At 41.6% G+C, this 15,511-nt stretch carries 13 protein-coding genes; 5 read left to right on the forward strand and 8 right to left on the reverse strand.

All coding sequences use genetic code 11. The annotated features are described in order from the left end of the window. Positions 1 to 54 precede the first annotated feature (54 nt). Entirely contained in the window at positions 55 to 747 is a 693-nt protein-coding gene (locus tag DW173_RS14365; RefSeq protein WP_120144604.1) for a DUF4476 domain-containing protein, read from the forward strand. An 86-nt stretch (positions 748 to 833) separates the two neighbouring features. After that, complete coding sequence (locus tag DW173_RS14370) at positions 834 to 2,186, forward strand: hypothetical protein (protein WP_120144642.1); 1,353 nt, start codon at positions 834 to 836, stop codon at positions 2,184 to 2,186. A 27-nt stretch (positions 2,187 to 2,213) separates the two neighbouring features. Here DW173_RS14370 and DW173_RS14375 read toward each other — a convergent pair whose 3' ends face one another. After that, positions 2,214 to 4,172 carry a biosynthetic peptidoglycan transglycosylase gene (locus DW173_RS14375; protein WP_120144605.1) on the reverse strand — a complete coding sequence of 653 codons (1,959 nt, stop codon included), beginning with the start codon at positions 4,170 to 4,172 and terminating at the stop codon, positions 2,214 to 2,216. A 315-nt stretch (positions 4,173 to 4,487) separates the two neighbouring features. Here DW173_RS14375 and DW173_RS14380 point away from each other — a divergent pair, with 315 nt between their 5' ends. Then, positions 4,488 to 5,003 carry a DUF3836 domain-containing protein gene (locus DW173_RS14380; protein WP_120144606.1) on the forward strand — a complete coding sequence of 172 codons (516 nt, stop codon included), beginning with the start codon at positions 4,488 to 4,490 and terminating at the stop codon, positions 5,001 to 5,003. Between the two features lie 141 nt (positions 5,004 to 5,144). On the opposite strand, the gene msrB is transcribed toward DW173_RS14380, so the two are convergent. From msrB to DW173_RS14410, 6 genes are all read right to left on the reverse strand, one after another. Then, positions 5,145 to 6,173, reverse strand: a complete 1,029-nt coding sequence (gene msrB / locus DW173_RS14385) for a peptide-methionine (R)-S-oxide reductase MsrB (protein WP_120144607.1) — start codon at positions 6,171 to 6,173, stop codon at positions 5,145 to 5,147. 84 nt (positions 6,174 to 6,257) lie between these two features. After that, positions 6,258 to 7,595, reverse strand: a complete 1,338-nt coding sequence (locus DW173_RS14390; RefSeq protein WP_120144608.1) for a TolC family protein — start codon at positions 7,593 to 7,595, stop codon at positions 6,258 to 6,260. 9 nt (positions 7,596 to 7,604) lie between these two features. Continuing rightward, a complete protein-coding gene (locus tag DW173_RS14395; protein ID WP_120144609.1) occupies positions 7,605 to 8,705 on the reverse strand; it encodes an efflux RND transporter periplasmic adaptor subunit in 1,101 nt (366 codons plus the stop codon). Positions 8,706 to 8,761: 56 nt separating this feature from the next. Further along, positions 8,762 to 10,003: an ABC transporter permease gene (locus DW173_RS14400; protein WP_120144610.1), complete on the reverse strand. Its 1,242-nt coding sequence runs from the start codon at positions 10,001 to 10,003 to the stop codon at positions 8,762 to 8,764. Between the two features lie 4 nt (positions 10,004 to 10,007). Further along, positions 10,008 to 11,267 carry an ABC transporter permease gene (locus DW173_RS14405; RefSeq protein ID WP_120144611.1) on the reverse strand — a complete coding sequence of 420 codons (1,260 nt, stop codon included), beginning with the start codon at positions 11,265 to 11,267 and terminating at the stop codon, positions 10,008 to 10,010. A gap of 104 nt (positions 11,268 to 11,371) precedes the next feature. Continuing rightward, entirely contained in the window at positions 11,372 to 12,088 is a 717-nt protein-coding gene (locus tag DW173_RS14410) for an ABC transporter ATP-binding protein (RefSeq protein WP_008026229.1), read from the reverse strand. A 179-nt stretch (positions 12,089 to 12,267) separates the two neighbouring features. Here DW173_RS14410 and DW173_RS14415 point away from each other — a divergent pair, with 179 nt between their 5' ends. Then, positions 12,268 to 13,248 carry an ROK family protein gene (locus tag DW173_RS14415; RefSeq protein ID WP_004315007.1) on the forward strand — a complete coding sequence of 327 codons (981 nt, stop codon included), beginning with the start codon at positions 12,268 to 12,270 and terminating at the stop codon, positions 13,246 to 13,248. Between the two features lie 182 nt (positions 13,249 to 13,430). Further along, positions 13,431 to 14,564: a hypothetical protein gene (locus tag DW173_RS14420; protein ID WP_147334273.1), complete on the forward strand. Its 1,134-nt coding sequence runs from the start codon at positions 13,431 to 13,433 to the stop codon at positions 14,562 to 14,564. 446 nt (positions 14,565 to 15,010) lie between these two features. On the opposite strand, the gene rplS is transcribed toward DW173_RS14420, so the two are convergent. Further along, on the reverse strand, positions 15,011 to 15,364 hold the full coding sequence (gene rplS / locus DW173_RS14425; RefSeq protein WP_008026232.1) for a 50S ribosomal protein L19: 354 nt from the start codon (positions 15,362 to 15,364) through the stop codon (positions 15,011 to 15,013). Positions 15,365 to 15,511 lie beyond the last annotated feature (147 nt).

A 15,511-nucleotide genomic window follows, 5' to 3' on the forward strand; every position in this document is an offset into this window, starting at 1 on the left:
ACCCTATTTTTGTGGTATCAGATTAAAGATATAAATAATAAAACGAGATAAGTTATGCGTAAGATTATAATAAGTTTCTGCATCCTGTTCGCTGCCCTTTCCTTACAAGCGCAGTCTGTTAACGGAATCCGTATCGATGGCGGGAATACTCCGATACTTGTTTACTTGGGAGGAAACCAAATCAGTTTGCCTACTACTACCTGCTTTATAGCCAATTTGAATCCCGGACATTATACTGTTGAAGTATATGCCACCCGCTTTACCCGTCCGGGAGAGCGAGTATGGAAAGGAGAAAAATTGTATAAAGACTATGTTTATTTCGATGGTAGGGGAGTGAAAGAGATATGGGTAGACGGACGTGATGACGTGCACCCGGAAAGACCCGACCGCCCCGGACAGGGGGGACATCGTCCGGGACAAGGAGAACACCGCCCAGGATATGGTTACAACAGGGTCATGAACGATCAGCTCTTTCAAACGTTTTATAATGAGATGAAGAAGGAGCCTTTTAAAGATGATCGTATAAAGTTGCTTAATGCTGCATTGGCCGGTTCTGATTTTACATCTGCCCAATGTCTCCAACTGACCAAACTTTATACATTTGACGATGACCGGATGGAAATTATGAAGATAATGTATCCCCGCATTGTAGATAAAGAAGCTTTCTTTACAGTGATTAATACCCTGACATTTACTTCCAGCAAGGACAAGATGAATGATTTTATGATAGGGTATGGTCGGCGTTGATACTATTAACTGTACGGTTATAGAGATATGTTACGCATGTTTATTGAGGAATATTATCGGAATAATAAATGATAGGAGATTAAATGATGAAACGAATACTGTTTTTACTCTTTGCGGTCGGTCTGACTGCCAATATGACCGTAATGGCTGGAATGAGCACCAGCAAGGTACGTAAGGAGACACGTTTTCTTACCGATAAGATGGCGTATGAATTGAGTTTGAGTACACAGCAATATAATGATGCGTATGAGATTAATTACGACTTTATTTATTCTGTCCGTAATATAATGGATTACGTAGCACGTGGTTACGAATGGGCATTGGATGATTATTATGAAGCTTTGGATATCCGTAACGATGATCTTCGCTGGGTATTGAGTGATGCGCAGTATCGCCGGTTTCTTGGTGCCGAGTATTTCTATCGGCCGATTTATGTAACCGGAGGGAAATGGAGTTTCAGGGTGTACATCAATTACCCGAACCGTAGCTTGTTCTATTTTGGTGTGCCTTATCATTACCGTACTTATTGTGGAGCGCATTATCGTCCGCACTTTCACCATACAAGTTACTATCGGGGAAGATATACTAATTTCAACCATTACTCTGCACCGCACCGGGTGAGAGATCAGAGAGTATATCACTCTTATCGTCGTTCGGACTTCGGTTCTGTCCGGTTCCGTCCGAATACTTCCACTCGTCCGCATAATGCACCGACACGTCCGGGTAATTCTTCCCGTCCGGGTTCATCAACAACACGTCCCGGAACGTCTCGTCCAAGCACATCTACTCGTCCTGATACGTCTCGTCCCGGAACGACAACGCGACCTGGTACGTCTACTCGTCCTCGTCCGGAATCAGGAGATAGACCTTCAACTTCTGTCAGACCGTCTACACCGTCCGGAAATGAGAGACCGAATAAAGAGGTTGTTCCTGATAGAAACGGGAATACAAACAGAGTAGAAGGAGATCGTAATTCCGGTCGCCGTCCGGAAACAAGTTCCGGTTCTTCAAGCTCTAATCGCAGACCGACAAGCGGAAGTTCGACAAGTAGCGGTTCCAACCGTGAAAGTGGAAAAACAAGTAGTAGTTCAAGGGAAAGTTCAAGTAGGCGAAACGATAGTAGTGGTTCCTATAATAGAAATAACAGTTCTGATAGAAACAATAGTTCTTCCAGTCGTGGTAGTTCCAATCGTGGCAGTTCTAGCTCCAGTCGTAGTAATTCCAGTCGCAGTAGTGAAAATACTACCAGCCGTCGCAGTAGTACTACCTCTAGCCGTAGTAGCGGTAGTTCGAGTTCTACTCGAAGCAGCGGTAGCTCTACCCGGAGCAATGTTTCCAGCGGACAAACAGAAAGACGCTCTTCTTCCGGAAGCACGAGAGGTAATAGCACTCAAAGCTCTTCCCGTTCCTCTGAAAGAAACAGCAGTTCAAGAAGATAACCTATTCCTTTATTATTTATATCAATCTCATTGCTCCTCAGCGGTAGGAGAACTAGACTCCGGTTTTTCACCGGCTAGACTATTCCGGGCGTCGCCCGTAACTTGGATGTCGGGGCGGATACTATCCGCCTCGATTTCACTTATTACTCCTTGCTGTGCAAGACGTTTTGCAATCAGTTTGTAGTAACCTTCCATATTCTCCTTTAATTGTCCGCCTTCTGCAAAAGAACTGCGGAAATGCTTGGGTTTCGGGATAATGGAAGCCAGGAAAATACTTTCTTCCGTGGTCAGTTGCGAAGGGCGTTTCTTGAAATAATAAGCAGACGCTTCCTGAATACCATAAACGAGCGGTCCCCATTCTACAATATTCAGATATACTTCGTACATACGTTCTTTGGAAGTTAGTCTTTTATTCTCTATCAGCCACACAATCAATGCTTCTTCCAGTTTACGCGCAAAGTTCTTGTTACGGTTCAGGAATACATTCTTTACCAGTTGCATGGTGATCGTACTTCCTCCGCGTGCAAAGCGTTTCACTTGCAGGTCGTAAATCAGTGCTTCCCGTAAGGCATCGGGCAGAAAACCGCGATGATAAAAGAATGCTCCATCTTCGCTTTGCATGACAGACATTCTTAGAATGGGGGAAATGCTGTCCAAGGGTGTAAAGTGTTTGCATGAAGGACCGATAGGGAAGGTTCGTACCGGCACTCCATTCTCATAAGCTGTGTAAATGAACTCGTCGGACATTTTGGAGAGTGAAGTAGCTCCGTAACTTATGATATGGAAATCTTTTTCTTTCAATTCAGATTCCAGTTTGAGACTATCCAGTTGCGCAAAATCAATGTCTAACAGAAAATGATAAGCCAGCTCGCCACTTGTCTTGATGCCTTCCAGATTACTGAATAATCCTTTCGGCAGAGAACTGAACAGATCGTCTGCCGGAAACCAGGATTTGTTGACTGCTGCAGTGAAATGCCAGTTTCCCTTCTCCTTCTCGACCCGTAAATAAGGATGAAACTGGAGTTTGTTGAAGTCAACAATGGTGGTACTGTCCAATTCAAATGAGTGTCCGTTTATGTTCATCTCGTAACAGAGTTGTCCGCGATCGAGATGAATGATTTCAGGAGAGAGGGCTTTATGAAATACGTCCAGTCCGTTCACTCTTGCTTTTCCTTTGAGATAGACTTGTTTGGAAGACCCTATTTCTTTCGTCAGGCTATACGATAAAGTGTCAAAGGTTATCTTAGCACCATATCTACGTGTTATATAAGGTATGGAAACTTTTAGAGAATCAGATGAATAAAGCGTTGCTTTTAATGAGTTGTAATGTTGGTGCAGTTCACCATTGGCTATCCAATGCTGTGCTAAACTGTCTTCTTGTATGGTGATGACGGATTGAAAATGATTTTCTTTAATGATAAAAGAAGGAAGAGTGAGAGATACAAAATTATTGTTTTTTCTTTCCGTGATACAGACATTGTTTAGTTGTCCGTTTTCGGGCATAAAACCATAACATAAATTTAATATTTTGTTGATTCTTTCTGCGTAATTTGTTTGGGGGGCCGTTTGTGGCGACGTTCGAGTGAGATATTCTGGTTTCTTTCTAAAAAGAAAATCGTAGTTGGCGACGGAATCCCGCTTTGTGAATGCAAGTGTAATTCCGTCTGCGGCTACATAACGTATCTTTATTTTTCTGCTTAGTAATTTCCAGAAGTTCAGTTTGACACGAGTGGATGTGAGTGTCAGTAGTGTGTCTCGTTGTTCGGGTACAACAGAGAGACCTTCGAGGATGATTTCATTCAATCCATTCATTTTCAGATTATCGTAATGAATACGTAGCCCGTGAGTTTGCTCAATATGGGAGGTACGTTTGTCGACTATGCTTCTTAAGAGAGCGTTGCGACTTAAATAAAGACTGATGAGACAGATGAGTAGACCCCCACTGGCTGACAGCAGAAGAATATGTTTCTTACTGTTCTTTTTCATCGTTTGATTTTGATAATTTATCGGATGCAAAGGTAGGCAATATTCTGTTTCGTAGTATATAAACTGTTTTTTTAATTGGTTGTTCGATTCTAAGCGTACAACTGTTCATTTTCGTACACCACTCTGTTTTGCAATCTTTCTGATTATTAGCTTGTTATCTTTTTGGCACGCTCGTTGCATATCTATAGTCGCAAGCGGGCAACGAAGAAAAATGAAAAAAAGGTTCAGAATGTTGCAACCGTTTGAAACACTTGATCCGTCTAATAAACAGAAGAACAAAAAACAGAATGTTGAACAAATAAAAAATATACAATTATGAAAACTACAGTATTATTCAGAATGATCGTTTTAGTTGCTATGGTATTTGCAGGTATCTCTAATGCAACAATGAAGGCACAAAACAATAACTTCATTACTAATGAAGAAACAGTAGGTGATCTTGTAGTATCGAAGGTGATTTACAGATTGGATGGTTCTCTTTATCGTCACATGAAATATGATTTTACCTATGACGATCAGAAGAGAATGGCTACCAAAGAGGCTTTCAAATGGGATGCTTCCACTGACAAATGGCTGCCGTACTTCAAGATTGATTATACTTATTCTTCTAATGAAATCACTTTGGTATACGCACGTTGGAATGACTCACACAGAGCTTACGATGCATCTGTTGAAAAGAGCGTGTACGAATTGAACGACGCTAATATGCCGGTAGCTTATATGAACTATAAATGGAATGATAAATGGATTGAAGAATCTAGTGTGAACTGGGCTATGAACGTGGCTACTCCGGCAACGAATGAAGCAACTCTGCTGACTGCCAGCAGATAAAAATAAACAGGAGTTGTGAAACTCCTTCTCTCTCTTAATTTAACTGCATTAAAAACGGTGGATTGCCCTGTGAGGAAATCCACCGTTCTGTTTATCAGATAAACAGCTTATATTGATTTGTATTACTTTCCGGTGCGGTGCCTATTTAATGAGCGGCAAATATTCTCCATAACCTTCCTCTTTCATTTTCTCTTTCGGGATAAAACGAAGGGAGGCGCTATTGATGCAATAGCGTAATCCGCCTTTCTCTTTCGGACCATCTGTGAATACATGTCCCAGATGCGCATCCCCAGTTTTACTGCGTACTTCCGTACGTATCATGCCATGCGAAGTATCTTTCTTCTCTGCGATGATATCTTTTTGAATCGGCTGGGAAAAGCTAGGCCATCCACAACCCGAATCGAACTTGTCGGTAGAAACAAACAAAGGCTCTCCGGTGGTAATATCAACATAAATGCCTGGGCGGTGCTCATTCCAGTATTCATTGTGGAAGGCCGGTTCGGTGGCATTCTTCTGGGTTACTGCATATTGTTCCGCCGACAGTTCCTTGCGGAGGGTTGAGTCATCCGGTTTTTGATACACTTTTGTTTTCGGTGCATTGGCTTTGCGTGCCATTTCAAATAAAGCAGGATTGATATGGCAGTATCCTCCCGGATTTTTATCCAGATAGTCCTGATGGTAAGTCTCTGCCGGATAGAAATTAGTCAATGGCTTTACTTCTATAGCGATAGGAGTCTTATATTGTGTAGACAATAGTTTAATAGTCTGGTTAATGACAGGAAGATCTTCTTTATTTATATAATAAATTCCGGTTCTATACTGTGTTCCCCGGTCATTACCCTGACGGTTGAGGCTGGTAGGGTCAATTGTCTTGAAATACAGATCGAGCAGCAAATTTAAATCTACCGTTTTAGGATCATAAACCACCTTTACCGTTTCCGCAGCATTGGTTTTTCCTGAACAGACCTGTTCATAACTCGGATTGGCAACATTACTGTTGGCATATCCTACTTGAGTACTTTCTACTCCTCGAATTTGTTTCAGGAAATGTTCTGTTCCCCAGAAGCATCCTCCTGCAAAATAGATTTCTGCTTGATTTTTCATTGGTTTAGCAACTCCTAAAAATGTATTACTAATCACTACGATCACTATGATGATAAAATACTTCATATCCGTTAGTTCTTTCTATAATAACGAATGAACCAACGGATATGTTTTAAGGAACTACTATACTAAACTCAAATATATTTCTTTTTATTCAATGACTTGTCCTTTGTAGAAATCCAGAATTTTAGTCCGGAACAGATACTCGTATTTAGATTGTAATTTATCAGAGAGAGATTTAGTCAGATTAAGTTTTGCTTCATTATATTCTACAAAGGTAGCCTTGCCATTATTGAATTTCTCACTCATCAAGCGGAAAGACTCTTCGTTAGCTTTCACTGCCACTTCACTGGAGTTGTACTTGCTTTCTGCAGCTAGAGCATTATACCAAGCCTGTTGAATCTCTTTGTAGAGTACTTTCTTTGCGTTATCCAATCTCAAAGATAAGTCTATTTGTTGTAAACGAGCGGTGCGTACTCGGTTTCGTGTAGAAAAACGATTAAAGATCGGAACGCTCAAATTGAATCCTATATACTTATTTAGGTTGTTCTTTATCTGACTGCCGAAGCTGTTTTCTGATCTTCCGCTCACCGTATAATAATTGCTACCCAAACCGGCGCTGAAAGAGAGTTGTGGATAGAATGCACTTTGAGCAATACGAATGCTATTAAGACTACCTTGTAAACGGTATTCTGCAGCCTTAATACTTGGTTTGTAAGCAAGAGCCTGTGTATATATATCATCCGGTGGGGTGAGAGATTCGAACTCTAGTTCTTCCTTAGGACTTTCGAGCACGAATCCTTCAGGCGTAGGTAATTCCAAAAGTTGGGTGAGGTCTAATAATGACAACTTGTACGTATTGTCTGATTGTACAGCAGTCATTTCGTCCTGTGCGACACGGGCTTGTGCTTCGGCCACTTCAGAAGGGGATGCTTTACCTACTCCGTGAAGTCCTTGGATGCGCTTTAGCTGGTCTTTGCTTAAATCTACCTGATTATGAGCAACCTTACTTAATTCTTGGTTGAATAAAACCTGCAAATAAGCGGAAGTGACATTGATTGCAATGTCTTCTTTGGCTTTATTCAAATCTTCTATAGCGGCTTTTAAATCCAACTTGGCAAGTGAATATTGGTTGGATAACTGCAAACCGGTAAATATAGGTACATTGGTTCCCAAGCTGAAACTGGTATTGGCACTGTTAATGTCACTATACGAGTTGTCTATCGGAGAAGCAGTACGTCCCCAACTCCAGTTTTGGCTGGCGCTACCGCTCAAATTCGGAAGACGTGTCCATTTACTAGTGTTTACACTCACTTTATTAGCTTCAACACTGTTGGCCGATTGACGAATCTCTATATTATGCTCGATAGCATAGTCGATACATTGCCGCAATGTCCATGCTTGCGGAGAGTTGTTCTGCGCTTGGATAGAAGTGATTCCGATCCCGGCAAGCAGAAGGGCTGATATGGTTTTACGAATTATTTTCATTGAATTCAATTATTTATCTTTTTTCTCTGCACCCCGTACTTTGTCCTGTGCAGTTATTCCTTTCTTGATTTCTATTTTGATTCCATCACTCATTCCGGCAGTCACCTGCGTACGCTGGAACTTTTGTTCAGGCACTGAATCTGTCATGATGTACACAAATGTAGAGTCGCCATTAAACTCAATAGTGCTTTCGGGCACTGCCAATACTTGATTTGCTCTTTGCAACACGATTTCCGCATTAGCCGAATATCCGGAACGAATCTGAACGGAATCCGGAATGGTAATTGCAGCCTTGATTTCAAATTGGTTGGCACCGTTGGTTTCTACCCCTTTCGGAGAGATATATTCCAGAATGGCGTTGAAAGTCAGATTCTGCAAAGCTCCGATTGTCAGTTTGATCGGCATCTGTTCATGGATACGTCCCACTTCCGTTTCATCAATATTACCACGGAAAATCATGTCGTTCATATTGGCTACCGTAGCAATCGTGGTTCCATCATTGAACGTGTTACTCATAATCACAGAGTTACCGGCTTTTACAGGTACATCCAAAATCAACCCGTCAATGGTAGAACGAATCATCGTACTACTGAACGATGCACTGTTTTTAGTAATCCCTTCTTTTACGATTTCCAGATTATCTTTAGCCGTCTGTCTCTCTTCACGAGCTTGCTTCAAGGCTACTTCACTTTTCTCATATTCTTCCCGGCTAATCAGCTGATCTTCGTACAACTTCTTTACACGGGCAAAATCCGTTTCTGCCTGTGTTGCATTAATCTCTGCCAGGCGCACACGACTTTCCGCAGAATTCAGTTGACCGAGTTCAGGGATTACTTTTACCTTGGCGATAACTTCCCCTTTCTTCACAGCTTGTCCGGCTTCTTTGTACACTTCGTCGATAATACCCGAAATCTGCGGTTTGATTAAAATTTCGTCTCTCGGTTCCACTTTTCCGGTAGCTACTGTGGTCTTTTGGAGGTTAGTGACTTCCGGTTTTACTATTTCGTAAGTGATTACCTTGGGTTTAGACTTCTGATAAAGGAATACGAATGTTCCGACAAGAATGATAGCAATGACTACCAATAATGTAATTTTCAGATACTTTTTCATGACTTTATTTATATTTTTATTGTTTACGATTAATAATTGAAATCCCTCGCACCTCTTTATTCGTCGCGGATAGCTTCAATCGGTTTGATAGCCATAGCCCGGTAAGCAGGTGCGAGACCTGCCAACATTCCCAGTGCGATCAGAAGAGCACAAGTGCCGATTGCCAGTCCGAAGGTAACCTGAAAACGGACGTCTCCTCCATCGGCGTTTGCTCCCATCTCTACCAATTGCAACACCATGACGGCAAAAGAGATTCCACACATTCCTGCAATAGTAGTAAGCACCATACTTTCCGATAGAATCTGTTGCAGGATATCTTCGGGGCGTGCGCCGATTGCCCGGCGGATACCAATTTCGGTGGTACGTTCTTTCACGGTTACCATCATAATATTAGATACGCCGATGGCACCTGCCAACAGAGTCCCCAATCCTACCATCCAAACCAGTATGTTGATACCGGTAAACAGATTATCTACCATCGAAAACATTGCTTCCGCATTTAGGTACATAAGTGCCTGTTTATCATTGGGAGCGATATAATGCGCAGCTTTAATAATCTGCTCCATTTCCGGTTGTACGTCGGACACTTTGATTCCATGCTTCACGGTGAAGCAGATGACGTCGATCCGTCCCCCTAAGTTATACGTTTGCTGCATCGTGGTGAAAGGCAGGGTGACAGCTTCCGAAGCCCGTCCCTGTATGTTCATATCCCCTTCGGAGGAAGACATGCCGATCACCTGATAATAAATTCCGTCCACACGTATGTATTTTCCACAAGGATCCTCTCCCGGTTTGAACAGGCTTTCATAGATACGTTTTCCGATAACGCACACTTTACGTGCTTCCTGTATATCCACTTCGTTGATAAACCTGCCGTAGGCCATTTCTTGTGATTCGATGTGGAGATAGTCCGGATATAATCCTTTCACGCTGCAATCGTATTTCTTATCTTCGTATACAGCTTTGGAACCCCAACGGGCAATGGAAGGAGTAATGACCTCCACATCTTTGACTTTCGAACGGAGACGCTCGATGTCGATAGCTTCCAGATTCCACCACCTGCCTTTGCGGAATCCTTTGTAAGCTTCGCCCGTTTTCTGTGCGGCAAGGAAGCCGGAGTTGGTTGCGAATCCTTCAAAGTTCTTTTTCATCATGTCTTCCAGACCTTGTCCGCCGCCGATCAGGGCGACGAGCATAAAGATTCCCCAGAAAACACCGAATGCAGTCAGCAGGCTTCTCGTTTTATTTCTTGTAATGGTAATGAGGATTTCCTCACAGGTATCCATGTCTATTCTCATAGTCTTAATCTGCTCTAAGTGCTTCGATTGGTCGGATGCTGACTGCTTTTCGGGCAGGGAATAATCCGGCTAACGTACCAGCTATTATTAATGTGAGTGTAGCCTGTATGGCGATTCTTATATCTACTGTCGGGTTCAGGAAAACAGTTTCCGTCCACATTCCGGTATCCATTGTCTGATTGCCAAAGGCGTTATTCATCCATTCGGTCACTCCGATGCCCGCCACCATACCTATATATCCGAATATCGTGGTAATGGTGACACTCTCTACGATAATCAACCAGAGAATAGAAAGCGGCTTGGCACCCAGAGCTTTGCGAATACCGAATTCACGGGTACGTTCTTTTACGGTAATCAGCATAATGTTGGACACTCCTACAATCCCGCTTAACAGCGTGAAGATACCGATCACCCAGATAGCGATGCGTAGCATGTTCGAGCCTTGCTGCTGTTGCAAGTAGTTGGTAAACCGGTTCCAAATCCAGATAGCACTATGGTCTGTCGGGTCAAAGCGATGATTAGCCCCCAGCACCTTGCGGTAATGAGCTTCAAATGCTTCATTCGCTTCTATCGTTTCCAGGTTCTTGGTAGTCATGACGAGGTTATTCAACTTGTCTCCTTTGTTGTAAATCGTTTGCAGGGTGGTGAAAGGGATATAAGCGTCACTGTCTCCGCTGTCTCCTTTATCATTATACAGCCCTACTACCTGATAAACCACATTACCGGCATTGACAAACTGCCCGATAGGCTCGGTATGCGTTTTATCGAAAAGAATCTCTGCTGTCTTTTTATGGAGCACAATTACTTTCCGGCGCTCTTTAATATCAATTTCATTGATGAAACGTCCTTTGAAGAGTTTCACCACTTCTACTTCCGTATGGTTGGGATATACGCCGGAAAGATTCAAACTGACGTATTCTTGTCCGAAACTTAAGTTAATACTTCCTTGCCACACAGTTGCCCCGGCTTTAATGACATGGTCCGGAAAATAATGGTCGGTAGCATCCACGTCTTTATTATCCAGTTGCACTCGTCTTCCTTCTTTCAGTCCATCGTATGATTTGCTGGTCCATCCCGGAAAAATCTTGATGGAGTTCATGGCACGTTCGGAAGCCGATTGCTCGAATGCATGGATCAATCCGTTGCCTGCGCCTAACAGGACGATCAGCATAAAGATACCCCATGCCACAGCAAATCCTGTGAGAAAAGTCCTTAGCTTGTTACGCTTGATGGTACTGTATATTTCTTGCCAAATATCAATCATTTTTTTAAGTATTAGGTGATAAGTAGGTATTAAGTATTAGGTATTAAGTATTAGGCTGCGCTGCGACCGTATGGAATTAATACTTAATACTTATTACTTAATACTTATTTCATGAAACCGTCTTTGCCGAACGGAGAGGCATCGTGGTCGATATTATCTTCAATGCGTTCGATGACTCCGTCTTTGATGTGTATAATCTTGTCTGTTTGGTTGGCAACTCCGCTTTCGTGGGTGACAACCACAATTGTCATTCCCAGTTTATGAAGATCTTTCAGAATTTGCATCACTTCCACGGAAGTTTTACTGTCCAAAGCTCCCGTAGGCTCATCTGCCAGAATGATTTGCGGTTGGGTGATTAAAGCCCGTGCGATTGCTACACGTTGTTTCTGACCGCCACTCATTTCGTTGGGCATGTGATGTGCCCAGTCTTTTAAACCCAGACGGTCGAGATATTCCAAGGCAAGTGCATTTCGCTTCTTGCGGCTTATCCCTTGATAAAATAAAGGAAGTGCTACATTCTCTACGGCATCTTTAAAGGAAATCAGATTGAATGACTGGAAGATAAATCCGATCATGCGGTTCCGGTATTCGGCAGCTTTGGTTTCGCTTAAGTTCTTGATGAGTACGTTATTCAGATAATACTCTCCGGTGTCGTAGTTGTCGAGAATTCCCAATATATTGAGTAAAGTTGATTTCCCAGACCCGGATGCTCCCATGATGGAAACAAATTCTCCCTGTTCGATATTGAGATTGATACCTTTAAGTACATGGAGAGGCGCTCCGTTGTTGTAGGTCTTGTTGACGTTTGTTAGTTGTATCACAATTTTCTTTATTTAGATTCTGTTTTCTAATAATTTTCTACTATTAGACGGCTGCAAGATACGAAAAGTTGCAAAGAGGTTGAACTTTTTTTGAAAAACATTTTGTAGACTCAATCTTCTTTACGTAATTTGTGTGCAGTAAACTTAATGATTAACTAACCCTTTTAAATAAAAGTATCATGAATTCAAACATGGAAAAGCCCTACGTAGTAGGTATTGACATAGGCGGAACGAATACCGTCTTTGGAATTGTAGACGCACGCGGAACTATTATTGCCAGCAGTTCAATCAAAACATCTGGTTATCCTACAGTAGAAGAATACGCTGATGAAGTGTGTAAAAGCCTGCTTCCATTGATTATTGCTAATGGTGGCGTTGATAAAATCAGAGGTATCGGTATCGGTGCTCCGAATGGTAACTATTACACGGGAACGATTGAATTTGCTCCGAACTTGCCTTGGAAAGGAATTCTTCCGTTGGCTGCCATGTTTGAAGAAAGACTGGGTATCCCCACTGCTTTGACAAACGATGCAAATGCTGCTGCTATCGGTGAAATGACTTATGGCGCTGCCCGTGGTATGAAAGACTTTATCATGATTACACTGGGTACCGGTGTGGGTAGTGGTATTGTTATCAACGGCCAGATGGTATATGGACATGACGGTTTTGCAGGCGAATTAGGACACGTGATCGCTCGTCGCGATGGTCGTCTTTGCGGTTGTGGACGTAAGGGATGTCTGGAAACTTACTGTTCGGCTACCGGTGTAGCTCGCACAGCTCGCGAATTCCTTGCCGCTCGTACGGATGCCAGCTTGCTTCGTAACATTCCTGCAGAAAACATTACTTCAAAAGATGTATATGATGCAGCTGTACAAGGTGATAAATTGGCACAGGAGATCTTCGAATTTACAGGTAATATCTTGGGTGAAGCTTTGGCGGATGCTATTGCATTCTCCAGCCCTGAAGCCATTGTATTGTTCGGTGGCTTGGCTAAGTCCGGTGACTATATCATGAAACCGATTCAGAAGGCCATTGATGATAATATCCTGAATATCTATAAAGGTAAGACGAAATTGCTCGTTTCCGAATTGAAGGATTCTGATGCTGCTGTACTGGGTGCCAGTGCATTGGCTTGGGAACTGAAAGATTTGAAAGAATAATATATCATTATTATAATAAAGGTGATGAAGCCTCGGGAGTCTATGACTTTCGGGGCTTTGTTTTTAGATGCTATCCTGTGGTTGTGTTTATTCGGTTGAGATACAAAAAACGAAGTTAATAATAAATAACCCTATATTTTTGGTACTTTTGTGGCATATACTAAGAATAGAAGAAATACGACATGAAAAAAATATCCTCATTCACCGTCCTCATTATATCCCTGATGTTATTATTTATCTGTAATTCTGCAAAAGCCAATATGGCATCACCTTTCATTGAAGGAACCAAAGCAGCCAGTGCCATTTCGAGCAGGCATGTGGATATTCTACATGAAAGTATCTTTATTCAGATAGACGAGAATTTCCATACTGCAAAATATAAGGTAGAATACACGATCAAAAGTGACGTAGTCGGTAAGCAAATTCCTCTCCTTTTTTGTGCCGTTGACTATAAAGACGACTTTTGCGTATGGCTTGATGATCGTCCGGTAAAAGTGTTCGATATTCCGTTCAAAAAAGAAGAGGGGGAAGAATCTTCTGATTCTATATTCAGTGATTTCACTAACAGTTGTGATCGTTGTGACGACAACAACAGAAAAATAGAATGTCGATGGGACGATAATACGAGCGAAACATATTATTCTTTTGAAATGAAGTACTTCCAGCCCGAACTCTCGCAAGGTACTCATCGTATCCGGGTGGAATACACTGCATATCCCTGGCGAAACTGTCTTGATTGGATAACTAAATACAACTTTCGTTACTCTCTGTCGCCAGCCAAAAAATGGAAATCTTTCGGCACACTGGACATTACTGTTGAACAAGCAGGAAAGATAAAAGACTATTCAAGTAACCTTGGAAAGCCCCAAGAGGGTGGAATCAAACAAATCAACACATGGCATTTTGATTCGTTGCCCGAAGACGAATTCATGGAACTGACTTATAAGCCCGAACCGAATTCTTATGCTAAAATATTGTTAACCTTTGGTCCGGAAGGATTGGCAGCAGTGTACGGAATATTCTTATTTCTGCTACACTTGAAATTTATAACCTGTTATCGAAAGAGTAATCGTCAAAAGCGATTCTCATGGGTAGTCATTCTGGGAAGTATTTTGGTTCCATTCTTTATTTTGCTCTTTTTCATTTACTCCTACTCAATAATAGATTTTGTTATTGGCAAAGACGCTTCGCAAAGACATGGATATATTGCACTGATAATAATATTTTATCCCATTATATTACCCTTCTACTGGGTACTCATGTGGCTGATAGACAAACGTATAAAATATAAAATGTTGCATCAACAAGAAAAATAACACAATATTAAAAATCTTATTTGTTATTTTTATATGTCAGGAGGAACATTTCAGTGCAGAAACGAGTTAAACGGTGCGCTAATGAATGGGTCAAGGGTGGTGAGGGTGGATTTATAACCTTTTATTTTATTATTTTCTATACTATCTCCTTTTTTATCTATAAAAAAAAATACGAAAGTTATAAATCTACCCTCACCACCCCTCACCCTTGACCCATATCTTATAATAAAAAGATAACGGGGAATCTTAAAAACTTAATCGTCTTTTTCAGATTTACCATAACGTTTCCAGAATACTCCATTATTTTATTCAAAACCGTGCGGAATTGAATAATCATACGGTCAGTAAATTGAAGAAATAGGATTGCTTAGAGGATGGTAGCAATAAAAAAGGGAACCTCATAATGAATGAAGTTCCCTTTTTTATTTCGAATCGAAAAGTTCGGCTTAGCCGTTAACTCTTTTTTCTTTGATTCTAGCTTTCTTACCAGTAAGAGCACGCAGGTAGTACAATTTAGCGCGACGAACTTTACCTACCTTGTTCACTTCGATGCTATCGATAGCCGGTGATTCGATTGGGAAAATTCTTTCTACGCCTATAGTTCCTGACATTTTACGTACAGTAAAACGTTTCTTGTCTCCGTGACCGGCGATTTTGATAACAACACCACGGTACAACTGTACACGTTCTTTGTTACCCTCGATAATACGATATGCCACTGTTACAGTGTCTCCTGCTTTGAAGCTCGGGTGCTGTTTTCCGGTAGCAAATGCTTCTTCTGCAATTTTAATTAAATCCATTGTTGTTATTATTAAATTGTTTCATCGTTACAACGCAACATACCAAGTATCTCTTCTCTTGACAGCGATTGCGCGAAAGCGGTGCAAAGTAACGAATTATTTGCCAGATAGCCAAATGTTTTTGTATATTTGTAGCATATCTAAAAA

The sequence above is a fragment of the Bacteroides sp. AM16-13 genome (genome assembly GCF_003602705.1).
Classification (GTDB): Bacteria; Bacteroidota; Bacteroidia; order Bacteroidales; family Bacteroidaceae; genus Bacteroides; species Bacteroides xylanisolvens.